Genomic DNA, 24,736 nt, shown 5'->3' with positions numbered 1-24,736 from the left:
TCAAACAGCGAGTCCAGCGGGCTGTAAGCCCATTGCCACAAAGGGCAGCCAGGACAGCGCGACTATGGTGACGAACAGCACGATCAGCAGCAGGGCCGCGCGGATCTCTTCGTCCTGTAACCGGCGGCCTGCCAGCCGGGGTTGGATGACCGCGTGTTTCGGCAGACAGGTCCGCAGGATGATCAGGCGCAACACGCTCGCCGCGATCAACAGCCGCAACAGTTTGAATCCGCCTGCGATCGATCCTGCACCGCCTCCCGCAAGCATCGAGAAAATCAGGATCAGCTTCGAACCCGCATCAAGTTGCTCGCACGGCATTGAGGAAAATCCGGCCGTGCTCTGGGCGGAAAGGGCGAGCAGGGGCGCGTGGCGGAATACCTGCGGCCATGCCATGCCGGCACTCAGCCGCATGGAGGCTCCAACCGCCAGCGCAACGATCAGGGAAGCGATGAGGACGGCCCGGAGTTGCAGGAAATCCACGGCAACCCGTTGCTTTTCCTTGAACATGCGGTAATAGAGGGCCAGCGGGATTGCACCGGCGAGGCAGATAAGGCTAATCCACATCTGGGCGGGCCAATCGAACATCGCAAGGCTGCCGTCATGCGGGGCAAAGCCCCCGGTCGAGATTGCCGCGAATGTATACAGCACTGCATCGAATAACCCGATTCCTGCGAACAGGGAGCCGATGATGCCCAAGGCGGTTAAAACGCCATAGACGACCAAGGCCCGCCGTGCGTGTGCCCATATGCCGCCGATCAGGTCGTCGCTTTCCGCCTCTGTGACAGCCAGGCCCTTTGCCACCAGACCCGGCTGCATAACGAGTGCCAGGGAGAGGACAACGACACCCAGTCCCCCGTACCACTGCATCCAGGCCCGGGCAAAAAGAAAGGTCTGCGGCGCGTTAACGAGCGTCGCCTTTGTACTCAGTCCCGTGGTTGTCACGCCGGAAACGGCTTCGAAGAGGGCATCCGGAAACGTTAATCCTGAACCCATCATCGGGTAGGACATCACAAGCGGGGTAAAGAGAAACATCAGCGTGACCAGCACCATGCCTTCATTGGCCTGTACCCTGGCAGGAGCCTTCAGCCGGGCCAAGCCACCTCCCAAGGCTGCCAGCCCGCCGATCACAACGCTATACCGCAGACTGATGGGTATGTCGCCGAAGATCAGCGACACTGCCAACGGCACCAGCGTCAGCGCGGCAAGCACAAGACATAGTTGACCGAAATACTTGAAGACCACGCGCAGTCGGACCGCATACCTGAGTTCTGTTGCCTGTTGAGCCATAAACGAATCCTTCTCCTTTACGCCAAGGAGGCAGGCGATCAGATTTCAGTGTCGTCCGGCAGCACGGCTTATGAACAGTACGGCTATGTCGTCTGATATTGTAAAGATACCACTTGGCATGTTTTTCTCCTTGGATTTCCTTGGTTACTCCTATGAGTGCTAAAGCTCTGCATCAGCCGCCAAGTTGCCAGGGAATTTGGGTGCGGCTCTTCTAGTTTAATATTAACATTCTGATATCATAACAATAGTCACATTAAAATTGTATAGATTCACTTGAACTACTCGCCTTTTAAGAGGGTAAAAATATACCTCATATTTACCACCACATTAAAAGGATCAATTCAAGCGAAAACATCTTAAGTGAAATAAAGAACTGACACTTTTTCAAGATGATAGTCACTCTTTAAAAGAGCCGCACCCATCAACTTTACGTAACTTTTGTTAGAATAATTTTGGTCGGGTACTTACATCTCTTTAACTGGACTACAAATATTTCCTCAGAATGGCTTCTTTTTGAGCAGGAATATCGTTGATTGTCGCTTCCATTTTAGCGATTTGGTTTTCGATTTTTTCTATCTTTTTGACGATTTTCTGTTGTTCGTTGAATGAAGGCGTTTGGATAATTACCTTATTCAAATTTTGCACAGATAGACCAGGTTGAGCTATTCCCGTTGCATATTGATTAAGATTCGACTCTCTCAGCTTATAGTATAGCCAAGTCACATCTGTGTCTAAAAGTGAAGTTACTACAACAGCGTGTTCGGTTGCGTGGAATTTTCCATTAACAAAACAGACATTACCACATAATGCCCCCTGTCTTCCAATAAGGGGGTATTTACCTTCGTGGGTAAAAGTTTCTGTATAACCGCGTTGTCCATTTCCACCGTAACAAGGATAGCGGTCATCAGCATCTTGATCAAAGATATCGTGTGCCGATACAAACTTACCTGCCTTCATAGAACATATTTCAGCAAGTGGCTTTGAAGCACCTTTTGCCATGTTTATTTCAGATATGATTTTGTTTTGAGCTTCCTCAACACTCTCTTTCGCCTTCTTTTCCTGATCCTCAAGGCCAGCGATTTCTGCAACGATCTTCTCCTGAATGTCTTTAGTTGGCACAGGGACTGAGAATCTAAGAATTTCATCTTTATCACCGCGTGGCATCTTAATCCCTTGTTTACCAGACATAACATAGTCAAAAAAATGATCCGTGCTTAAGATATTAAAGAGATATTTAGGTAGTATTTGATCTGGATTTAAGCTCCGAAATACTAAAACATCATTGGAACAACCTCCAGCTTTGTTGGCAAACCAGATTTTTTTAAGATAGGGGCGAATATTTGACAATAAGATGTCGTCGGTCTGATATTTTGTAACTCTGGAAATACTTGGAACTCCCTTAAAATCAACAAGTCCATTTCTGTTTTGTTGCAAATTATCGGTAGTAACATAATCGGACAGCTGAATATCAGACGATGGTATTTTTTCTGTAACATAAGGAGCAATCTTACCAAGTCTTTCAGTGTCCCATCGTGTTTCTAACTTAATTTTTTTTTCAGCGGACAAACTCAAGGACTTGTCAAACTCCGCACGACCAAGATTTAACATATCGACTAAATCAACACGACGAACATTCTCTTTCAGGCTCTTATCAATATCTCTCGAATAGTTGCCAGCAAAAGCATCGTAAATGTATGTACTTGCTTTTTCTTTATTGTCAAAGCAGTCTGCATCATAGAGTTTGGTACACTCGTCAATTGATTTTCCCCGCTGAATCGGGTGAATACCTTCACTGCCACGACGGTTGCTGAACTCATATCCAAGAAACGCTTTTTCCGCTTTCTTCTCACCGGACTTTACAAGAACAGTCTGCTGACCGTAGGTAAGAATAAAGTAAACCAGCTTCTCTTTTTCACGCTGAATTATTTCATTGAGAAGAGCCGTGTCGCTCAGATTGATTTTCTGGTTATACTCTTGGAAAATCTCGTGTGCTTTTACTGCATCAATAGGAGCTTTTTGAAAAAGAGTACGGTAGTCATCAAAGGTTAGCCCTTCCCACACTTGGGCAACATACTTTGCAACAGGTTTTTCAATACCATTGACTGTAATATCCTGAAGGGTGGTGGCAAAATTGTTTACACAGTTTTCAATATCTTTGGCTAAACGATTTTTACGACGACGGAGAAAGAGCGTTACCGTATTTGTATTTGTTGCCATAAAGGTATTTGAACCGAGTTCGGCAATAGCGATGACCTCAAAACAGCGAAGAATAATTTCACGGGTTTTAGTGTAGATACCACCATTGCTGAGAATAGAACTCGGCAGAATAATTCCCGCTACACCGTTATCTTTAAGAAGCTGTTTGGTACGCTCAATAAAGAGACACTCAATTTCACTACTCTGATCAGTGAGCTTGTTGTAAAGTTCAAAATCTTTTTCGTTGTAATATTTGCGGGCGTTGTTACGAAATGCTGAAACAGAGTAGGGTGGATTAGAGACAACGATATCAAACTGGCGGTTATCCTGCGAATTATCAGAGTCAACAACTTTGAGTTTTCGATTATACTCTTTTGTTTTTTTGAAATTCCCAAGCCCGTCACTGTGAACTACATTTGCGATTCCATCACCGTGAAGATAACAGCCAACCTTACCGACTTTAACCAGACGATAATCTTTTTCGATGCCATGGATGTATTGATTTGCCCACTCAAAATGGTCTGTTTTCCACGATTTCAGTTTTCTGCTGGTATCTGAAATATAGTCATCTGGTTCAGATGCGTTAATAAGCTCCTGAATAATGTGCATAGACTCCGTAAGGAAGTGTCCACTACCAGCAGCATAGTCAATAAGCGTCGGAAGAAGATTGTTTTTTTCACCAGCTTCAAGTTTCTGTTTGACGATTGTGTCAATAGGAAGACTGCGAATAACAAACTGAGCAACGGGTACGGGAGTGAAGAATTGCCCTGATTCCTGTTTAAGTCCTGTAGTAAGAAGCAGTTCAAAAAAATCACTGAGGTACTGCTGTTTTTTCGTATAGCGAATTTTGTAGTTTTGAAGGAGTTCCACAACCTCTTTTACAACTTTTCCGTTATCTTCAAATGAGTCGTGGTCGAATACCTCTTTAATTGCAAATTCGTTGTTTTTCTCAAGACGAAGACGGGTAAACTCTTTCAGTAGAGCATCTTTCACAGAAGCATCAATGTCATTTCCGAATTTGTCATCAAAGTTTTTTTCAGAAAAGTCGGTAACCCTTTTGTCAAGAAACTCCTGCATTCCTTTTGTGTAAAGATCGGTGAGTCTTTTTTGGAAAATTACATTATTGTCAACACCTTCTATCCACTGGAATTTGAGTTCGTCGTTTGGCTTTGTGGATTTTTCATCATAGATTTTGCAGAGAAAGAGCGTAAAGATCTTATTAAATGCGTTTGGCTTGTCCGACACAACATTGTGACGAAGGATTTCAAGAAAGCGATTGAAAATCTTACTGCTGTCTTCCTGCGTAATGTTTTTGAGGTGTTTAGGAGTGAGCGCCTTACTCTTAAAGTGATACGGTGCAATACCTTCTTCAAGAATTCCGTTGTTCTTGGTGAGCTTATTCCAGATATCGTAAAGATCTTTTACATTGTCTGTCTGGCGATAATCGTCTTCAATTTTGATAATTTCGTTGGAGTAAGAAACAGTGTTGTCTTTGAAAGATGACGCATACACCATCAGATAATCGGAAGAACTGTCCTGCTGAAAGTAGCTGAAAAGCTGTCCGCCGTCTTTGTTAAGCTTCTTCAACTCTTTTTCATACTCTATCCCATCGGTTTTACATTCAATCATCAAGAATGAACTGCCATCTTCACGGGTGACAAGAATATCAAGATAGATATTAGAACCTCGTCCAACAGGATATGATTTTTCGAGGATGATGTGCTGTGGCTGGTAGCCCTGTTCGAGGAGACGATTCACACACTCAAAGACTACCCAGCTTTCAGGTTGTGAGAAATTCAGGGTAGTTTCACGCTCTGCACGAATGAGTTCGCCGTAGTTGAACCTTTCGTTTTTAAAGTCAACTTCAAGTGCGTAGTTGTCAGCTTTGGAGTATTTCTTTTCAAAAACTCCCGTGGTTCCATTCTTAGGTGTGAAACCTATCGCTTTTACTAATTTTTTATGATTCATCGGTTCCCTCTTTCATCGTTCCAAGATACTGTCCTATAGCCTCACGAACAACCTATGCAATGGAGGCTTTCTTATTATCTGCTATTTTTTTAAGTTTAAGTACTCGTGCAAAGATGGGTCCATTATACTACTCAGGTTGTTCCCTAATTCGCCAGAGAAAGAAAAGAAGGGCAAAAGCGATCCCGATCAATAACATTTTAATATAAATATTATTTTTCAAAAAGAAGAGTGATATTGAAAAAACAATAATAATCAAAAAAGACGCTTTATATTTTATTTTTCGTGATAAGGTTCTTGTTTCTTCCCATTCTCGGATAATCGGGCCAAACCATCTATTATTTAAGAGCATCTGGTGAAACCTTGGCGAACTTTTCACAAAAAGTGCAGAGGCGATAAGTAAAAACGGTGTGGTTGGAAGCAGAGGAAGCAGTATACCTATTATCCCAAGGAGAACAAAGAACCAACCGAGAAGAATGAACAGATGTATTTTGAAAAAGCTTTTCAGATCTGAAAATATTGCACGCATCAGAATGTCACGTTGTATCGCATGGGCTGATTAACTGTACTGGCTTTTGTGTCCTTGTACTCCCGGAAGCCCTGCAAAACATCGGCAAAAGTCCTGGGGCTGTATTTCTCGAAACCGGCATCGTCCACAAAGGCGAAATCATATTGGGCTTGCGACTGCGCCTTGTTGACATCCTCGCACCATTGCCGCAAACGTGCCATCTTCGGCGGCACGTCCAGATCTGCCTGCCCCTTGGTTTCAACGACCACCATGCGCCCATCCTGCAACCGCACGATGAAATCTGGATAGTAGTTCGAGATGTCGCCGTCCGCCTTGACATAATCCAACTTGAAATGCACCGCAAGATAGTTCTTGGCATAGGCGGCCACGTCCGGGCATTGTTCAAGGAAAGCAGCAAACTCCAGCTCAAACTGACTGTCACCAATCAGTCGGTTGAACACGGATTTCTGGGGAATTATGTAGCTCTGGTCTTTTACAACAAAAGGCCTGGTCGTGCGCAGCTTGGTAGAGCTTGAACTCCACGGAAATCCATAATGCGAACTCAAAGGCGATGTCCCGATGGGCAAAGGTGCCTCCATAGCGGCCTGCTTTGGAGACGATGCCCTTGGCGTTGGTGCGGGTAATCCATTGTTTCGGGGTCAAGGTAAAGCTATTCAACCCAGCCTGCATTTTAAACCCGTCGAATTCGACGGAATTAAAAATGGGGTTGTGGATCCCTTCTCATATTCCCAGTAATTACAGCGCATTCAGGTTGCGCACTCAATTCTGGATAATGTAGTCGCCCCGCTCCACATCCCAGTGGCGGACGATGGTCTGGTTTATTGATTTGTTAGCTGTTTTTTTGTAAAAAATTATCTACTATTTTATATTGGTTCTCGTTAAGAGTTGATTTACTATGTTTCAGACATAAAGATTTCCATAGCATCTGTTTATTATGAATACCATTGCTTGTGTCAATCCCCCAATAATGTTTGATATCGTTATTTTGTATAGATATTATCTCAGTTAATATTTCATTTAGATTATGGAATATATGTTCAAATATACGAGGGAATTTTGCAGCACCAAAATTGATTTTACCTCCAGCACTAAAGGTATCTCTCAAGGCGTGATTAACAATTCCAAAACGTGAAACTAACCAAGTGGCTAAACGAGTATATTTTTTAGAATCACCCCCTAAAAGACTTGGGAAATATGCTAACGCAATAACTCTTAATTTGTCTTTTTCTTTGGGAGGCAGATTCCCCCAAAGCTTTACACTTACGTCACGTACATTCTCTTCGTTGTTATCTATCCACCATAAATCATCACCTTCTTTGAGGTTAGATCTGAAATAATCTTTAATTGGATCAAATGGATTTGATAAATTTCTAAGTGTATTGTATTCAATGCCTACTTTTGCAAAAATAGATTCGCCAATACCAATATCCATGTCTATTAAATAACGTGGGGAGTGCGTAATTGCGACATCGTATAGGCATTCATCATATTTACGGCATCTAAACTCGATAGGGTTTGACAATTTCCCAAAAAGAAGATGTATGTTTTCAACATGTTCAATTCTCGTTCCTTCAAAAATACTACTTCCTACAGATTTCCATTTATTGTCTTTTGTTGTTTTTATCTCAAGACCATATGCTTTGCTCTGATTTACATAAGCAACAATATCTGGAAATTTTTGCCCTGAAACCAACTCAATATTATTTTTGAATACAGTTTTTTGGGCTTTTACATTCAATATTTCATAAACGTCTTTCTCAAGATGTGTTCCACCTCTTGCAAGGTAATACTGATTTCTTGCAAGTGCATCTTTTTGCAAATGTTCAACAGATGATTGTAACAATTGTTTAAAAACTTTGTAATCACTATTGTGGGCTATGATCATGAGATTACACCTCATATTATTGTTTAGTTTTTAAAAATTTTTGCATACCTTTAGCCAAATGCCAAGCTAAAACGGGCGGAACAGCATTACCGATTTGCTTGTATGCACTGGATGTAGATGGGCAAAAAATAAAATTGTCAGGAAATGATTGTATTCTTGCCGCCTCGCGTGCTGATAGTCTTCGCTTTCCATTCCAGTGAAACTCAATATTTCCATGATGTTCTGCCCTCATAGTTGGCCCTGGCTTGTCAGAAATGACTGAATTATTTCCCTGTCCTTTGTTTTTTTTGGCTTTCGACCAGTAGTGATTATCTGTTTCTCCTTCCTCTTTACTTTCCAGATCACCTATTGCAGTTTTTAAATCCATCCAATTTTTATTTTCTGGCAGGTAGTCTGAAAATGAAAATTTTGGTAGAATATCCTTTCTACTGCCAATAATTATAACCCTTTCACGTTTTTGGGGTACTTCAAAATCAGCCGCCAATAAAAGTTTACAAGACACATGATACCCTAATCTTTTAAAATCACTTGTTATTTTATCTATTACAGTCCCATTATTAATTGTGAGTAATCCTTTAACATTCTCTGCCAGAAATACTTTTGGTTTAGTTTGTGAGATAACTTCGCACATGGCCTCGTACAGGGTTCCTCTTTCACTATTAAAACCTTTTCTTTTACCTGCATGACTAAAATCCTGGCATGGGAAACCACCAAGGACAATATCTGCTTCTAAAGGAACTGGAGCATCAAACAACCCAATATATTTATTGGCAAGTAAATCTCTAATATCAGCACAAACGATATGATGCTTGAAATTTTTCAGATAAGTTAGACATGCATTTTTTTCAATGTCGTTTGCCCATATGATATCAAAATTGTTAGCTGGATAGTTTTTGTTCAGAAAAGTAAACCCACCCAAAAAACCCAAATCTAAACCACCACAGCCGCTGAATAATGAAATTACAGTATATCTTTTCATTTTAACTCACCGATTGCTCAATAAAAAATGCATAAAATTAATTAAAATTAATATTTATTAATATAAATCAAAAAGTTATAAAGAAAAACCAAAATATAAAATACCGATACTTTTCCGGTAACTCCTTGCCCGCTTCCAGATATCGAACGATCTCCTGTTTTTCCTGATCAGTCAATTTCAGCATGTATTGTCCTTATCTGTATTCATGATGCCGCTCCCTCGGACATTGGGAATATATAATGGGCTGGTCAGCCTTGTAAAATGCGGATTCCGCACCAACAGGATATTTTCTGGTTCTCAAAGTCCGGCCTGGGACCCCTTATTGTTGAAGCTCTACTTCCTTGGATAAAGCCAAGCTTCACGATGTCTTAGGAAAGAATTTCTTTGTCAGGAGGAAACAACCTTCTCCTGATAACTGAGAACCTATTATCAGAAGTAAACAACCTTGTGTTGATAACAAATAACCTTCTCTTGATAGCTACGAACCTTCTGTTTGTAGCAAACAACCTTTTATTTATAACCAACAACCTTCTGTTGGTAGCTGCGAACCTTCTGTTTGTAACAAACAACCTTTTATTTATAACCAACAACCTTCTGTAAATAAACCACACCCCTTGCTTAATTCAATCACAAAGAAGCAAAAATACTCACAAACAGAATAAGATAAATATTGCGGAGCTTCACGGTGTCTTAGGGGAGTCAGCAGAAATATCTTGCCCATTATGCTGGGCATCACAGGGGCGAAACTATGTGTTCGCCCTGGTATACCGGGCAGACACGCAGGTCTGCCCCTACAGCCCTCAAGCGAGGGCGGAATATTTATTTTCTGCTACCCCCCCGGAAAACCTCCTTATTCGTTATGCATATAAATCAAGGTCTCCTGTCAACACATTGAACTCCTGGCAATCTCTTAATTTTTCAAAATTCGATTCTGATGCCAACTCGTCTTTCAGTGCAGCTGAAAGCTCCAGTGCTTTCTTTATATCTGCCAAAGCCTCATTAACAAGATCCAGTTTCGCCTCTGCACAAGCTTTCTGCCAATACGCCATAGCATATTCGCTGTCGTTCTGCAGGGCCTGATTGACTAACGATAACGCCCTGGAATCTTCACCAATATCTAAAAGTGTATCTGCCTTGTAGGTTAATGCCTCAACGTCACCAGGATAGATCTCTAAAATCTGGTCGTAAATCTTTATTTTTTCCTGGTCATTTATTTCAAGGCCAGCTCTCATCCATAATGAATGAACAAGAGTGCTATTAGAAATATCTTGCTGGGCCGCTACAATTTGTTCAGAACGTTTTTTTAGCGCAGCTTCCATATTGTTGAGCCTGTTTTCATATTCTGCAGTAAGCTCTTCCACCCTTTTTCCTGTTATTAATTCAACATTTTCTTTTATGTCTCTCAATGATTTCCAGCCCACCAGAACCAACAGAGAGGCTGTTGCTGTGATGATGTAAAAGATATTATTTGTTGTATCTGTTGTATATCTGATTGCTCTATCCGAGGCTTCCAGTTTTGCAGCAACTACCTTTTCCGTCACCTCCGCTTTCATCGCCTGCTGATCCTGCCGCAGCTGCTTGAGCTCATCAAGAATATATCGTTCGATAAAGGGTTTGTATAATGGTTCCTTTATCGTTTCTGCTTCAGTAGTTGAGGCATGAACCTGAAACAGGCCACTGCAAATAATTATCAGGAACAATAAAGTAATTGATCGAATGCGTAATACCAACATAGTAAATGTGCTCTCTCTTCTTGTATAAAACGGAGCTTCACAATGTCTGTACCAAAGCAGAGCGTGGGCACGAGTACAGAGTTTCACCCCTGAGCCTTCAGGCGGTGCGGAAACCGCACCCTATCAGATTCCCTCTCCATCAGGCAACCATCTTCCAGACCATCCTGTACAGGGTCACAAGACCGTTCAGAAAACCCTGCTTGGTCTTCTTGCCCTTGGAGTACTCAGTATAGCGGGTATGCACCGGAACCTCGGTAAAACGGAGGCGATTATTTTTAATCTCCCGGATGACCTTGCTGTCGTATTCATATTTATCTGCCTTGGTGTCAATAATCAGGGCTGCATAGCGGGAGTAAGCCCGAAAACCGGACTGGCTGTCTGAAACCAATAAGCCGTAGAAAAGCCAGGTAAAAAAGTTTCCTACATTATTGGCAAGTACTTTGATCTTGGGCATCTCCTCCCGCTGGAGGAGACGGGAACCCAGCACCACATCACTCTTCCCTTCAAGGATCGGGGTAATCAACGGCCTGATATCTGCCGGATCATGCTGGCCATCACCATCCATGGTCACCACAACATCTGCATCCAACAGATTGGCCGCCATAATACCGGTCTTGACCGCAGCTCCTTTGCCGCGATTCACCTTGAGGCGTAGAGCCAGTGCGTCATGGGCAGAGGCCACGCACCAGCTCTCATCCTTGCTGCCATCGTCAACCACAACAATATGTTGGAAACCGTGGGCACGTACATCCTCAATAACCTGGCCAACAACCCTGGCCTCATTATAGACCGGAATAACAATAACTGTATTCATCTACGATCAGTACAGTTAATATTTCACCCGGACCCGCCAGGTCAGAGTGGTACTGGATTTTGGTTCCACCGTGATCTGCCAGACCGCAGCACTGGAACTCTCCTTGTCATGCGGGGCAGACTCCTCAATGATCTCCCAATCTCCAGGCATTGGTTCCTGTACCCGCACAGTCACGGCCTCTTCCTTGGCATTTTTCAGAATAATTTCATAGGCTGTTTCAAAGGCATAGTTATAACGGCTGAAACCAGAGAGCTTTTTAAAGTCTGTCTGCTTTTTATCTGCGGTCACATCAAAGGCATCGCCCAGTTTCAAACGAATGGTCTCATTTTCCGGGGTATGGTCGATCCGATCCTCACCAACAAATTGGAGGCTGCCAGAGCTGTCTTTTTTATAGACCCGCATAATTCCAGCAGGTAAGGGCTGACCAATGCCTGCTTCTTTGGAGTTTTTCAACTCAACAAAAACCCCGACCTTGATTTTCTTTCCCAGGTCTCCGACTCGGCTGCTGTAGTAATAATTCTGACCATTGAGAAGAAACTCTTTCTTGACCTGGACGCCATTGGCCTGCATCAAAGCGACCTGCTTGGACTGTTTCTCCTTAATGGTGGTGGGCCGGTTCAGGGTGTAGAGATGGTATTCAAACATGGATTCTTCAGCCATGCCACCCAATGATTCCTCATCCAGTGCAGCCTCCATCCTCATCACCGCCCTGGGCTGCGGTCGTTCTTTTACCTGGTTCACATCACCAGCCACAAGCTTGAGTTGCGCATTTTCATAGGTTGCACCGCTTTCATTGTTCAGGGTGACCCAGCCGTTAAGATCAAGGGTGGTATCGTCCTCCCCCAGTTCGGCAACATAATCAGCCTTCCAGGAAAGCCCACCGGTCAGATAACTGAGAACCACTGGCTGCGGCTCCCCGGCCTTGCTTTTCACCAGCATGGTCAGGGTTGGACGGTCACGCAGATTTTCCGGCACAGAGGGAAAGATCAAACGTCCTGGAATGCCGGACTCAATGTGATCCCCCACCCGAAGTACAGTACCGCTTCCGTTACTCAGGACAAAGGCTTCCTGCTCAGTCTCTTCACCCGTGGTGGGATGGGTTTTGACAAGGGTTACTGTTTGGCCTACATATTTCTTCAATAAAGATTGCGGAGAGAGCAGGTCATACTCAAAATTTTGCTCCAACACCTCAAGGCCTGGTGCTGCCAGAAGAGCTGTCTGGGGACGAATTTTTGCGCTGACTTCACGAAAGGCCAGGGTGTGCAGGCCAGGCTCCACCCCTAACTTACGGGCATCACGAACCAAGGCGAGATCCTGATTATAGATAGTGACAGCAACAGAAGTTTGATCATTAAGGGTGGAAACGATTTCTCTGGTATTTTTTTCAGGCATGGCAGAAACTGTGGATAAAGGGAGCAGAACAAGCAGACAAAGACATATGGTATGAAACATAAGCATCTCCTGATAAAAGGGATTAATATTGAAAAGGGACTTGAAAGCAGAGAACTAATACTGTAAAAATATTCTTTCTCTTTGTATATTGCTCTTTACTGAACCACAGATTACGCTGAAATTACACAGGTGTCAATCGAACAGTTCAGACGATTCCTGGAATGTCAACAACTGGTTGAGTGTATTTTTTTTTAAACAGCTCCCATCTCGGCTCTCTTGCCCGAGACAATACAACATAAAGCATGAAAGGCGGTTGATGATTCCAGGGAGTACGTCCGTACTTTTATATAACTCTTATCCTGCCCCTTGGGGAGAGATAACAACAAAATGAATGTTGACAGGGCAACCCGGATTACCCCCGCACTTTCATATAAATAAACAATATAATGTATCTTCAGCACTTTGGCCTTGAATCTTTTCCGTTCACCCGCCAACCCAATCCCGATGTGTTTTTTACTCAGGCCGGACGAAAAAATATTCTGCAAGCCCTGCGTCATGACCTTCAGCAAGGGCATGCTGCCATGCTTCTTACCGGGCCACAAGGGGCTGGTAAAACCATTTTCTGTCAATTGATTCGCCATCGCCTGAAGGGCAGTTCATGCAAGGTTGTTTTTCTAAATAATCCAGTTGGCTCCTTTGAGGCTCTGCTCAAACAGATTTGTGAGCAATTAGGCATGACCTCAACAACAGATACAGGGCAGGATATTACAGCAACCTTACAGACGTTACAAACCTTACTGCAAAAACAAAAAGATCAGGGACGACGGGTTCTTCTGCTCATTGATGAGGCGGAAAAGATGTTCCTTGCTGCGCTGGAACGCCTGTTTCGCCTCTTGAACGAGACCAATACTACCTATGGAATGCAGATCCTCTTAGCGGGCCAAACTGCTCTGAATGCCTCCATTGAACAGCTCAGCAGTTATTGCGAAGACGTTCGGATCACATCAATCTATGAATTAGAATCCTTTTCCAAAGAGGAAACCGCTGCATACCTTACCTATCGCCTTCGGGCTGCAAAAAGCATAAAAGAAAAAAAAGGGGGAAAAGGGGCAAGTGCCCCTGTTTTTTCAGAGGATGCTGTAGAAAAAATTACTCGTCTTGGCAAAGGGATTCCTGGCCTCATGGATGAAATCGCAGAAACATCGCTGAAAAAGGCCGCTTCAAACAAAGCTGATACTGTCCAACAACGCCATGTTTCCCTGCCAGAGAAACCCCAAACCCCTTCTGCCCCCCTTGATGATAATAAGGCTGGAAAAAGACGGACAGGCCTCCTCTTCTTACTTCTCCTGCTCCTTCTTATTCTTTTCTTTTTTGCCCGGCCCTCTTTCTTTACCACGCAAAAAGAAACACCCCAGTCGCCCCTTCAGCCTTCCACAACGCTTTCTCCTGAAAATAAAGAAATTGCAATTGGAACAGCTCAAGAAGAAGACACGGCATTCCCCTTTGCTATTATAGAAGAACCTGGAACGGTTGACCCGCTTACAGAGCCACCACCTTCTTCCTCAAGCGAGGAAGAAAAACCGTCCCTGCTTCCGCTTCCTGTTCCCCAGCGTCCAGATTTTAAGCAACAAGAGGAAGAAGATGACAGGACAAGAGAGGATAATAAGATTACTGTAAAGGAGCAGGAGGCAGGTCTGCCCCGGCAAGACACTTCAAACAGGTCTGAAGAAACTGAAAACAAAGATCAGGAACAGACTCTCCAGCAAGCTCCTGATGCAACGGAACAAGAGGAAGAAGAAACTGTACCAGTGCTTTCGCCAGAAGAATTAAAAGAAACCGTACAAACAGACTCTACCAGCGAAGGAGACACCGAGAGCTTAACAACAGCAAAAAGACTCCCTGTTATTCAGCCAGCCTCAATCATTGAACTCAAACCAGGCATGAGAAAGACGAAACCGCCTGCCCCAGAAAATTCTTCCCCGGAAACAAAGAACAATACAAATGCGGCCCCACCAAAGCAGAAAACCCTGATGCCGGTTGCTTCTGCGCAAGGAATCAGCCCCACGGCCAGAGAGGCTGAAGCCGCTCAGCTGCCGAAAATTACAATAACTCCGATTTCTTCCCCCTCCCGTGCAATCACAGCAGATCAACTTTTTGCTCGCTATCTTGAGGCAGGAAACCGATGGAACAAGGAAAAATATGGAGATAAGTTTACAGTCCAACTCCTTGTCCTGTCTTCAAATGATGCTGTCGAAAAGATAAAAAAAATGATCATCCGGGATGAGTATCAAGAACATACAAGAAAACTCCATATTCTCCGCAGGGAAACTCTTCCACCGACTCTTTTTGTCTGCTATGGAGTGTACAAGAGTATTAACGAAGCGCGGAACGCCAGAAACGCTATGCCGCTTTTTCTTCGGAAACATCACCCCTATGCCCTTTCTATCTCTGATGTATTGGCAAAGGCAAGGGATGAGGAGTCTCTTCTGACTGAACAACAAAAAACCGGCTCGCCATAGGCTCTTGCGGATTCCTTCTCCAGGAGCCAACCAGGCCACAGATTCAGCATTCCTATCCCAGACCGAGCACAGTACCCAGTTGAAAAATTCCAACCGCCATACTAAAGGCAAAAACGGTATTAAATCCCATGGAAAAAAACGCCCATTTCCAGGATCCAGCCTCTTTTGCTATGGCAACCACTGTAACAAAGCAGGGGGAATAAAACATAATAAAAAAGAGAAATGCCAAAGCGGCAACAGGATTCCAGTGCTTATCGCTGGCAAGTCGGTCTGTTAAGGAGGTTGTCTCTTCTGGATCTACTTCACCCAGGGAATAGGCTGTACCTAGAGTAGAAACAATAACCTCTTTGGCTGCAAATCCACCCACCAGAGCAATATTGGTTCGCCAGTCAAAACCTGCAAAATGGCTGATCGGTTCTAAGGACATACCAATACGACCAGCTATGGAATGCCGGAGCCCGGCCTCTGCTTCCAGCTGATCAATCCGCAGAAGTTCCTCAGCCTTATCAGCAGAAGTCACAACCTGCTGGCGCATGGCTTCAAAATCAGCAACCTTATCTGAAGGCAAGCCAGGATAGGTCATCATAGCCCAAAGCAGGATAGAAATACCCAGAATCACCGTACCAGCTTTTTTAATATACTGCCAGGTTCGCTCCCAGGTATGGATGAATAATCCCTTTAGGGTAGGAACCCGATACGGGGGTAATTCCATAACAAAGGGGGTGGATTCACCTCTGAGCAAGGTCATACGCAGCAGTTTGGCGACCAGCAAGGCCACCAGCCAGGCAACAAGGGTTGCCAAAAACATGTACCGGGCTTGATGGGCAGGAAAGAAGGCCGCGATAATCAAGGTCAAGACCGGTAACTTAGCCCCACAATTCATAAAAGGCACAGTCAACAAGGTGGCCATTCGCTCCTTGGGTGAGCGCAGGGTTCTGACAGCCATTACACCGGGTACAGCACAGCCCCCGGCAATTCCCCCGGAAATAATAAACGGCATGACCGAAGACCCGTGCAACCCAAAAAAATGAAAGATCCTATCCATCATAAAGGCAACCCGGGCCAGATAGCCAGAATCCTCTAACAAGGCGATACCAAAGAACATGAACATAATGATGGGCACAAAGCCAAGCACACCACCGACTCCGTCAATAACCCCGGAAATAATCATGGATTTGATCGGGCCATCTGGCAAAGCGCTTTCAGCCAAAGAGCCAAGAAACGCAAAACACATACCCATCCAATCAACCAGAAAACCAGACCAGTTAAACGTAAAACTATACAGGCCAAAAAGAATCGCTGCCATCAAGAGCGGACCAACCACCCGGTTGGTCACAACTTTATCAATCTGATCCGAGGCATAGAGTCTGTCCTGATCTGTGATACGGGTCACCTCGCCCTGGCGAAGAATAGAACGAACAAACCCGTAACGGTGATCTGCAATGACTGTTTCAGGGTAGGCATCAATGGTATCCTGAAGATGACGGGCCAGGGTCTCGCTTCGATCAACCAGTTCTTGCCCCACCTTCATATTCTCCAGCATAACCTTAGCCACGATCTGCTCATCGTTCTCTAAAATCTTCAAAGCAGTCCAGGATGCAGGATAGGCCGAACCAAGAAGCTTATGCTCTTCAAGGACCGGGATCAAATCTTTCAGAGCCTCATCAATATCAGCTCCGTAACGAATCAGAGTTCGGGGAGGTGCAGCACCTGTCTGACTAACCTTTTGCACGGTTTTCAGCAGCTCATTAACTCCTTTTCCTGAACGGGCAATAACAGGTACAACCGGCACCCCTGTAAACTCACTGAGTTTTTCAGTATCAATACGAATACCACGCTTTTCAGCAACATCAATCATATTTAGCGCTATGACCAACGGCACGCCCAGCTCAAGAAACTGACAACTCAGATACAGATTGCGCTCCAGATTAGAGGCATCAACAATATTAACCACCACATCTGGTTGTTCATTCACCAAATAATCACGAGCAACCAATTCTTCCACAGAATATGCGGTCAATGAATAGGTTCCAGGGAGATCAACTACCCGAATCTCATTTCCTTCGTGGGTGCAGATACCTTCTTTTTTCTCAACCGTCACACCGGGATAATTCCCCACATGTTGATGTGCTCCGGTCAGATTATTGAACAGCGTGGTCTTACCAGCATTGGGATTACCGGCAAGAGCGATATGTAATGAATCTTTCGCGGTCATCTTCATGCTCCTTCTTCGATACGTACTTCAATAAAATTTGCTTCATTATTGCGCAGGGTCAATGTTTGCCCGTTTATGCGCAATTTAACCGGATCGTACAAAGGAGCACGACCAGTAATCCTGATTTTTGTTCCTGGAACCAAGCCCATTTCTCTGATCCGCAGGCCCAGAGGCCCGCCAATTTTCACTGCCGAAATAATTCCGGTTTGACCGCTCTGCAAGGTACGCAGATTCATTATCTCCTCTCCTTCCTTTATCTATTAAGGTAGTTTTAAAAAATTTAGTTGCAACTAACTTTGAGAATAAAAAAAATGACGAATCACAAAAAAAACGGCTATCTCTAAAAAATCACCAAAGTGTAGCTTGTACAAGACAATCAAAGATTCCACATCATTTTGTTGCAACGTCAATATGATCAGCCTCGCTATTGCGCAAGGTCAGGGTTTGCCCATTAATACAAATCTTCACAGGATCGTATAAAGGAGCACGACCTGTTACGGTAATCTCGGCACCCGGTACAAGCCCCATCTCTCTGATCCGTAATCCAAGACTCCCACCTATCTTCACAGAAGCAATGGTACCAGACTGCCCGGTTTGCATTTTCCGTAAGTTCATTTTTTCTCTCCCTGCTCATCCTGTTGCTTAGCCTGAGGAAAACATCCTGTCTTTGTATCTTCTCCACAGCCCGAGCAACCACTGGAACAGGAACATTTTCCAGACCGATAAAAGCGAAACAGAGACCTCCCAACAAAAATGCAGGCAATAAGGACAACCAGCATGACAATGAAATCTTGCATAACCTTTCTCTTGAGAAACTTATTTAGTCAGTACTAAAAAAACCACAAAAAAATACTGGTCAAACAGGACAAACAAGAATATTTTGGGCCGTTAATGTATCAAGACTCAGGGTTCCCCCATTAATCCGTATCATACACTGTTTTCGTCCCCGCCCCCGCGCAGGGCAAAGTAACTCCAGTACCGTTCCGGGCAGTACCCCCAAGGAGGCCATCCTGCCACAAGCTGTACGATCGCCACTCACTTTGCACACCCGAACTCTGCTACAGGCGCAGCATTCCGACAAAGGGCGTATTTCATCTAAGGGCTGTTCACACCGCTTTTTTATTCTGCGCAGACAACAAGAAAATACATTGCGTCTCTTCATCATGACATTTTTTTCTCACAAAAAGTTAATGGAAGTTAAATGTTAAATGTTAAATGTTAAATGTTAGGTACAGCAAACTTTCCTTCCTGTCAACATCTTTTACAAGGATTTTTTGCGAAAATCAAGTATGATCAAAGAGGATTTAACAAAGTAACAGCATCCTCTTAAAATTTTTCCTGTTATACAGTTTTCATTCAAGCTTGTTTTTACAGGCCTGACATGATATTTTATCTATAATCATTGAGAGTTTTTAAGATGTCTCCTCAAACATCCGCCTGCCCGCAAGCTTATACAGACAGGACGAGCAACGTATGACCAAAGTTACTCCGCCGAAAAAAGGTCAGCACCCATCGTCAAGAAAGGGATTATTCTTTGAAAAAACTGACACCCAACCTTCTGTCCCTTATGAGAAAAGCTCTCCGTTCTATTCTTTACTTAACGGTCAGCGGGTTGGTCAGATCCCCATAGATGAACATAAAGAAATTGACAAAGAAGAACTGATTGGCTACCGCAGGACAGTTGCGGGCTTAGAGTGGCTCTTACTGCTCCTTGTTCTTCTTTGTACCAACCTCCCTTGGGTACATGTTCCAGAACCGATGGTGCTCTACGTCAGCATGGCGTCCTTTGCCATCTTTGTCTGTACACTTCACTATATGTGGCGCAGTCATGACGAAACACGCTGGAAGTTATCCCTGAATATGTGGGGGATGACCTTTTTTATCACAGCTGTTGTCTGGGAAACCGGTTCCCTCTCAAGCCCTCTCCTCCCCCTTTATTTTGTTGTCATTATGCTGGCAGGTACCACTCTCGGGGCCCTCTCAACCATTCTGGGTACCTTCCTGATTACTGCATGCTATATATTTCTTGGTGCTGCTGAACTGGGCTTTTTCCTGAATAGTGCCTCAGTCACCTTTCAGGCAGAGCATCTTACCCAGCCCATTATCCAGCTCTTTCTCCTCTGGTTGCTTGCTTATTTTGTCACCCTGATCTCCCAAGAAACAGACAGAACCAAGGATAAAATCCGGCAATTATCGCGCACAGATCAGCTGACAGGACTGTGGAATATGAAGATGTTGCTCATTTTTATGCAGCGGGAATATCAACGAATCCTGGCAAAAACCGGAAAATTTTCTGTTCTTATGATTGATGCTGATAGTCTGAAGGCGGTCAATGATCTCCATGGCCATCATGCCGGAACCCTGCTCATCGTTACTATTTCAGAAACCATGCGCACGGTATTGCGAGAAGAGGATATGCTCGCCCGCTTTGGCGGCGATGAATTTGTGGCCTTTCTCCCGGATACAACCCGTGATACAGCATTTGAAATCGCAGAAAGAATGCGTATAAAGATAGCTGAAGCCCCTATTAATTACGAAGGAAATATACTTAGGATAACAGTAAGTTGCGGTATTGCCTGCTATCCTGAACATGGCCAGGATCTGACTCAAATAATGAAAATGGCAGACAAGGCACTATACCAGAGTAAGGGCTACGGAAAAAACAAATGTACCATTTTTGATCCTACAAAAGCTACCCGACCTGTACCTGCGGATGCGAACAAACAAAAAATGCGGCATTCAATTTGAGGACTGAAAAAGTATGAAAAACATTCTACGTTGGTGCCCACCTTACAACAACAGTGGGATCCTTCCAACCCACAAGCCCGACCCCGCAAGATCGGGCTTCAAACCCATATGTTCAGCAGGATCTGACTTCCACCTCATTATCCCCCAAAAACTGCTTCACCTCTCCAATGGGAACTTCTTTCCGGTGAAAGATTCCAGCAGCAAGGGCTGCCTCAGCATCTGTTTTTTGAAAGACTTCCAGAAAGTGCTCAGAGCAACCTGCCCCACTTGAAGCAATGACCGGAATAGTGACAGCCTCCTTGACGGCATTAATCAGCTCCAGATCAAAGCCGGAATTGGTTCCGTCTTTATCAATACAGTTGAGGAGGATTTCACCGGCTCCGAGCTGTTCACAGACCTTTGCCAGAGTAACAGCATCCAGATCACGACCTTCACGCCCTCCTTTAACCGTGCACTGGTACCAACAGTACTGCTCTCCCTCTGGTCCTGGAAAAACGGTTTTCACAACAGGGTGCGATGTATCTTCCGGCTGCTGGACATACACCCGCCTCGGGTCCACAGAAATGACCACAGCCTGATTACCGTAGACCCGTGCTATCTGTTCAATAGAACTCAGCCCTGTGGCCTTACCGGTTTTGAGCACCTCTTCGACAATCAGCACAGCATCAGAGCCAATGGAGACCTTATCTGCTCCGGAACGAAAATACTCTGAAGCAACCTCAAGGGCTGAGTACGATTTGCCGTTACAATCGATAAAGTCACGGATTCCACCACCAACGGTCAAAGGAACAAAAACCTTTTCCGAGGTCCTTTGCAACACCTCCATCATCGGCATATCCTGGAGAGGAAAATCACGAAAAGCAGTGATATTAAGAAAGGTTACCTCGTCAGCTCCTTGCTCATAATAATCATGGGCCAGCTCAACCGGCATTCCCAGGTTACGTACATCCCCGTCCTCGCGCACATCATACTGATCCCCCTTGGTCACAACCAGATCACCTTGGTCATTGGAACGAACATCAAGGCAGGCAATAATACGCTCAGCCAGCTTGGTCTCTGTTGGACAGGATTGCGGAATAACAGCTTCCCGGCTGCTATCAAGAAAATTCTCCAGCAACTTAAGACCAGCCTTACCGCTCTTTTCCGGGTGAAATTGGGTGGCAATAATATTGCCCTTCTGGACAGCGCTGACAAATTCACAGCCATAATCCGTGGTCGTGAGCACATCAGCAGTATGGGCTGTTTCCACATGATAAGAATGGACAAAATACAGTTTTTCCTGACCAGTAAAGCCGTGAAAGATCCTTGATGGTTGATGCACCTTGATCCCGTTCCAGCCGATATGGGGAATCGCCAACTCGGTGTCAAACCGCTTCACCCGCCCCGGAATAATGCCCAGCCCGGCCTCTTTCGGGGCCTCTTCACTGGACTCGAACAGGGCCTGAAGCGCAACACAGATCCCAAAAAAAGGTCGGTCTTCATGGAGATACCGCAGGAGCGGCTCAATAAGCTGCTGTTGCCGCAGGCTGTGCATCATGGCACCGTAGTTGCCTACTCCGGGAAAAACCAGCCGCTCCGCTTTTTCAATATCAGCGGGCGAATTGACCCTGACCACTGTTTCGCCCAAGCTCTCAAGGGCATTGACAACTGAGCGTACATTACCAGCACCGTAATCTAGCAGGGTAATCATGGGAATCTGTCCACCTTGTCTATCTAAAATTTTCTGAGGATTATCTTCGTTGCAAATTACCAAAAAGATACTTAGAAAGGTTTGCGGGACAAGTCAAGAAGTATGGCTTTGGGAAGGGAATTTTCTTGCGATGCTCCGGCCTCTCGACTGAGCAGTGAAGCCGGAGTTTACGAGAAGTAAAGAGAAGACTTTTCGACGTAATCAAGCCAATCAAGCAAAAGAGGGAGAATTCAACTTTTGCAACAAAGCCTCCGCCTTATCACGCTGTCCGATCTCCATATACACAGCGGCAAGATCATGATAGGGATCTAAAAAGTTCTCAGGTGCGGTATCAATAGCCTTTTGGAGACAACGAATACCCTTTTCTGTCTGCCCCATTTTATGAAGGGATAAACCAAGGCCCTTATTCGCATAAGAATTGTCAGGTTCTTTGGCAAGAATCCTTTCGTTTGCCTCTTTGGCCTCTTCGTAATTACTCATAAAAAAATGGGTAAATCCCAGCAAGGACAGAGCATCAATACGCTCGGAATCTTCTTTGACAAGATGCTCAAGAATGAGAGCAGCCTCCTGAAAGGAATTTTCCTGAGCAAATCTTTGTGCGGTTGTAAACAGGGCATCTCTGTCCTGATAATCAGCTATTTTTTCCTGCAACTTCAGCCTTGCGGTACGGTAAACACAATACGGGTTGGCAGACTTCATGGTCTTATTCATCGTTAACCGGGTATTAGGACAACCTCCCAGACATACATCGCCGTAGGTACAGGTCTTGCACTCTCCTCCAAGATCTGTCTTTTTCATATTGCGTGACCACTTGAATGCATCAGAACCATTCCATATATCGACAATACTTTTGTCCCGAATATTTCCTTCGATAAAGCTACGATCTCTGATGGAAGTACAACCCAATACATCGCCATTATGCAGAATACCAAAACCACGGGTACCTGCATTACATCCTGCCCATTCTCCGGCGGAAGCTGGTCCAAGACTGTGCATGCGAATAAGTTTTTCTTTTTCAGTATAATACCCTAAACAGTCTGCCGGGTAGATAGTGATCTTTTTCTCTTTGGCCACTTCAAGGCAGAAATCCAGAATACCATCAACCTCATCAGGATCAATAAGCTCATCCTGATGGTTCACCATATTCCCCATGGGAATACAAATCTGTATTTGCCAGGAATTTACCCCATGCGCAACAAGAGCATTTTTTATCTCTGGAAGTTCTTTAATATTTTTCTTATTAACACTGGTAATGGCACCGGAATATTGACCATATCTTCTCATCAGATCAAATGATCGCATATTTCTGGCAAAAGACCCGGCTTTCCTGATGGCATCATGGGTTTTCTCAACACCGTCCAGGCTGATGGCAACCGTGCCGATATCGCAGGCTCTCATTTCCTGCACAGTCGCATCATCAAGCAACCAGCCATTGGTGATCATATTGGTAATAATGCCATTCTGTTGTAGGCGGCGGGCCAACTGAGGCCAGTCCTGACGGGTCAGAGGCTCCCCGCCGGACAGGGTGATCCATTGCATACCCAATTTCCCCAGATCATCACACAGGGCAAAGGCCTCTTCTGTGCTCAATTCATCAGGCAGGGCCTGGGCGCAAGCCGAACCGCAATGCATGCAGCGCATATTACAGGCCATAGTGGTTTCCCATACTGCTGTGACAGCTTGATAGTCAGACATAATAACTTTCCCTGTTAAAAAATAAAAAGGTGCCGCCTGTCAGACAGCACCTGTAATGACGCATCGTTATTTTTTCGATATTCTGCCGTTGTTGAACAGCAAGGAGATTATCTTGAAGGGAAATTATACCGCATCATCGGGGGAAAGTTGTATCTCATCATCGGCGGGACGTTGTACCGCATTGTTGGAACATTGTACTTCATTGTCACTGGCGGGTTACAACAACAGTCATCACCCTCGCAAACAGGCGGCTGTATACCGTATTTGGGCTGTGGCTGATTGCAGCAGTCGTCACCAGGAGGACATACGCCATAGTAGAGGCATGGATCAATAGGCGCAGAGTAAACAGGCTGCGGAATATTGACGTTATACAGCGGTGTCGGGGGATTTACATTATACTCCATTACTGGTACACCCGATGCGGCACCACGAACCGTTGCTGTTGGTCTTGCTGTAAAGCCTTCAAGTCGCAAGGCATCATCTGTATCAGCATCCTTGGCTTTCACCACTGTAAAGGTATAGACAACTTTCTTTTTCGGTTTTTCAACTTTCCAGGGAGCTGTCAGGACAAAAACAGCCTTACCGCTTCCTTCACCAATCCCACGAAAGCTGAATATCTGGATGATCGGGGCGACAGGCCGTGTTGAGGTAGGGTGAACAGATGTTCCCACGAGATTAACGTCACCTTCAAGGGAAGCCAGCTCCCAGCCATACCCGGTGGACCCCATCATGGATTCTAATGACACATCTACAGATTGACCAACTTCAAGTTTAACTTCTTCCTGGATCGCCATGTGTATGCTCCTTTTGAAAAATGATTAACATTGCATTGATGAGTGAGTGCTATTAATTATTTGCCGAAAGATAACAAATAACTCCTCTGTCGAAAAGATTAATCCAGCCAAGGCCGTGCCAGATCACATCGTAGATCGGGTTGGCTATGGGCATTGATTCCCCCTCGTTTTTATTTCATCGTAGAAAACCACCCCCTCTGGGGGTGGTCAGAGTTCAACGGCTCTGCCTGTTGAACAGTCATGTTTTCGCAAAGGGCAGGTTATGTAGATGTCGCATTTTATCAACGGATCAATC

General features: G+C 44.7%; 19 protein-coding genes and 1 pseudogene. 2 read left to right on the top strand and 18 right to left on the bottom strand.

Going from position 1 to position 24,736, the window contains the following annotated elements; all coding sequences use genetic code 11:
• From L2082_RS02540 to L2082_RS02495, 10 genes and pseudogenes are all read right to left on the bottom strand, one after another.
• Entirely contained in the window at positions 1-1,287 is a 1,287-nt protein-coding gene (locus L2082_RS02540) for a TrkH family potassium uptake protein (RefSeq protein ID WP_446008916.1), read from the bottom strand.
• Positions 1,288-1,770: 483 nt separating this feature from the next.
• Positions 1,771-5,451 (bottom strand): N-6 DNA methylase, encoded by a 3,681-nt coding sequence (locus L2082_RS02535; protein ID WP_446011416.1) that lies wholly within the window; start codon positions 5,449-5,451, stop codon positions 1,771-1,773.
• A gap of 127 nt (positions 5,452-5,578) precedes the next feature.
• Positions 5,579-5,977, bottom strand: a complete 399-nt coding sequence (locus tag L2082_RS02530; protein ID WP_446008918.1) for a YbaN family protein — start codon at positions 5,975-5,977, stop codon at positions 5,579-5,581.
• A complete protein-coding gene (locus L2082_RS02525) occupies positions 5,977-6,417 on the bottom strand; it encodes a hypothetical protein (RefSeq protein ID WP_446008919.1) in 441 nt (146 codons plus the stop codon). The genes L2082_RS02530 and L2082_RS02525 overlap by 1 nt, the downstream gene beginning before the upstream one ends.
• Positions 6,418-6,481: 64 nt before the next feature.
• A pseudogene (locus L2082_RS02520) lies at positions 6,482-6,697 on the bottom strand (KilA-N domain-containing protein); the annotation flags it as partial.
• Between the two features lie 109 nt (positions 6,698-6,806).
• Positions 6,807-7,862, bottom strand: a complete 1,056-nt coding sequence (locus tag L2082_RS02515) for a hypothetical protein (RefSeq protein WP_446008920.1) — start codon at positions 7,860-7,862, stop codon at positions 6,807-6,809.
• Positions 7,863-7,878: 16 nt separating this feature from the next.
• Positions 7,879-8,841: a DNA cytosine methyltransferase gene (locus tag L2082_RS02510; RefSeq protein ID WP_446008921.1), complete on the bottom strand. Its 963-nt coding sequence runs from the start codon at positions 8,839-8,841 to the stop codon at positions 7,879-7,881.
• 857 nt (positions 8,842-9,698) lie between these two features.
• Positions 9,699-10,394 carry a TPR end-of-group domain-containing protein gene (locus L2082_RS02505; protein ID WP_446008922.1) on the bottom strand — a complete coding sequence of 232 codons (696 nt, stop codon included), beginning with the start codon at positions 10,392-10,394 and terminating at the stop codon, positions 9,699-9,701.
• 319 nt (positions 10,395-10,713) lie between these two features.
• Positions 10,714-11,388, bottom strand: coding sequence for a glycosyltransferase family 2 protein (locus L2082_RS02500; RefSeq protein ID WP_446008923.1), 675 nt, complete (start codon positions 11,386-11,388; stop codon positions 10,714-10,716).
• A 15-nt stretch (positions 11,389-11,403) separates the two neighbouring features.
• Positions 11,404-12,840 (bottom strand): DUF4139 domain-containing protein, encoded by a 1,437-nt coding sequence (locus L2082_RS02495; RefSeq protein WP_446011415.1) that lies wholly within the window; start codon positions 12,838-12,840, stop codon positions 11,404-11,406.
• Positions 12,841-13,226: 386 nt separating this feature from the next.
• On the opposite strand from L2082_RS02495, the gene L2082_RS02490 reads away from it, so the two are divergent.
• Positions 13,227-15,299, top strand: coding sequence for an AAA family ATPase (locus tag L2082_RS02490; RefSeq protein WP_446010161.1), 2,073 nt, complete (start codon positions 13,227-13,229; stop codon positions 15,297-15,299).
• A gap of 52 nt (positions 15,300-15,351) precedes the next feature.
• Here L2082_RS02490 and feoB read toward each other — a convergent pair whose 3' ends face one another.
• From feoB to L2082_RS02465, 5 genes are all read right to left on the bottom strand, one after another.
• Positions 15,352-17,514 (bottom strand): ferrous iron transport protein B, encoded by a 2,163-nt coding sequence (gene feoB / locus L2082_RS02485; RefSeq protein WP_446010160.1) that lies wholly within the window; start codon positions 17,512-17,514, stop codon positions 15,352-15,354.
• A 2-nt stretch (positions 17,515-17,516) separates the two neighbouring features.
• Positions 17,517-17,750 carry a FeoA family protein gene (locus L2082_RS02480; RefSeq protein WP_446010159.1) on the bottom strand — a complete coding sequence of 78 codons (234 nt, stop codon included), beginning with the start codon at positions 17,748-17,750 and terminating at the stop codon, positions 17,517-17,519.
• A gap of 154 nt (positions 17,751-17,904) precedes the next feature.
• Complete coding sequence (locus L2082_RS02475; RefSeq protein ID WP_446010158.1) at positions 17,905-18,129, bottom strand: FeoA family protein; 225 nt, start codon at positions 18,127-18,129, stop codon at positions 17,905-17,907.
• Positions 18,126-18,311 (bottom strand): FeoB-associated Cys-rich membrane protein, encoded by a 186-nt coding sequence (locus tag L2082_RS02470; RefSeq protein ID WP_446010157.1) that lies wholly within the window; start codon positions 18,309-18,311, stop codon positions 18,126-18,128. Before L2082_RS02470 ends, L2082_RS02475 begins: the two co-directional genes overlap by 4 nt.
• A gap of 59 nt (positions 18,312-18,370) precedes the next feature.
• Positions 18,371-18,676 carry a FeoA family protein gene (locus L2082_RS02465; RefSeq protein ID WP_446010163.1) on the bottom strand — a complete coding sequence of 102 codons (306 nt, stop codon included), beginning with the start codon at positions 18,674-18,676 and terminating at the stop codon, positions 18,371-18,373.
• Between the two features lie 311 nt (positions 18,677-18,987).
• Between L2082_RS02465 and L2082_RS02460 the strand changes: the two genes are divergently transcribed.
• Entirely contained in the window at positions 18,988-20,262 is a 1,275-nt protein-coding gene (locus L2082_RS02460) for a GGDEF domain-containing protein (RefSeq protein WP_446011414.1), read from the top strand.
• 112 nt (positions 20,263-20,374) lie between these two features.
• On the opposite strand, the gene hisF is transcribed toward L2082_RS02460, so the two are convergent.
• The 3 genes from hisF to L2082_RS02445 all read right to left on the bottom strand — a co-directional run bounded on the left by hisF (position 20,375) and on the right by L2082_RS02445 (position 24,441).
• On the bottom strand, positions 20,375-21,952 hold the full coding sequence (hisF, locus tag L2082_RS02455; RefSeq protein ID WP_446010669.1) for an imidazole glycerol phosphate synthase subunit HisF: 1,578 nt from the start codon (positions 21,950-21,952) through the stop codon (positions 20,375-20,377).
• Positions 21,953-22,162: 210 nt separating this feature from the next.
• Entirely contained in the window at positions 22,163-23,647 is a 1,485-nt protein-coding gene (locus L2082_RS02450) for a radical SAM protein (protein WP_446010668.1), read from the bottom strand.
• Between the two features lie 107 nt (positions 23,648-23,754).
• Complete coding sequence (locus tag L2082_RS02445; RefSeq protein ID WP_446010667.1) at positions 23,755-24,441, bottom strand: protease inhibitor I42 family protein; 687 nt, start codon at positions 24,439-24,441, stop codon at positions 23,755-23,757.
• Between the last annotated feature and the right edge of the window lie 295 nt (positions 24,442-24,736).

This window comes from Candidatus Electrothrix sp., assembly GCF_052785085.1.
This window is presented reverse-complemented; position numbering and strand designations above follow the sequence as displayed.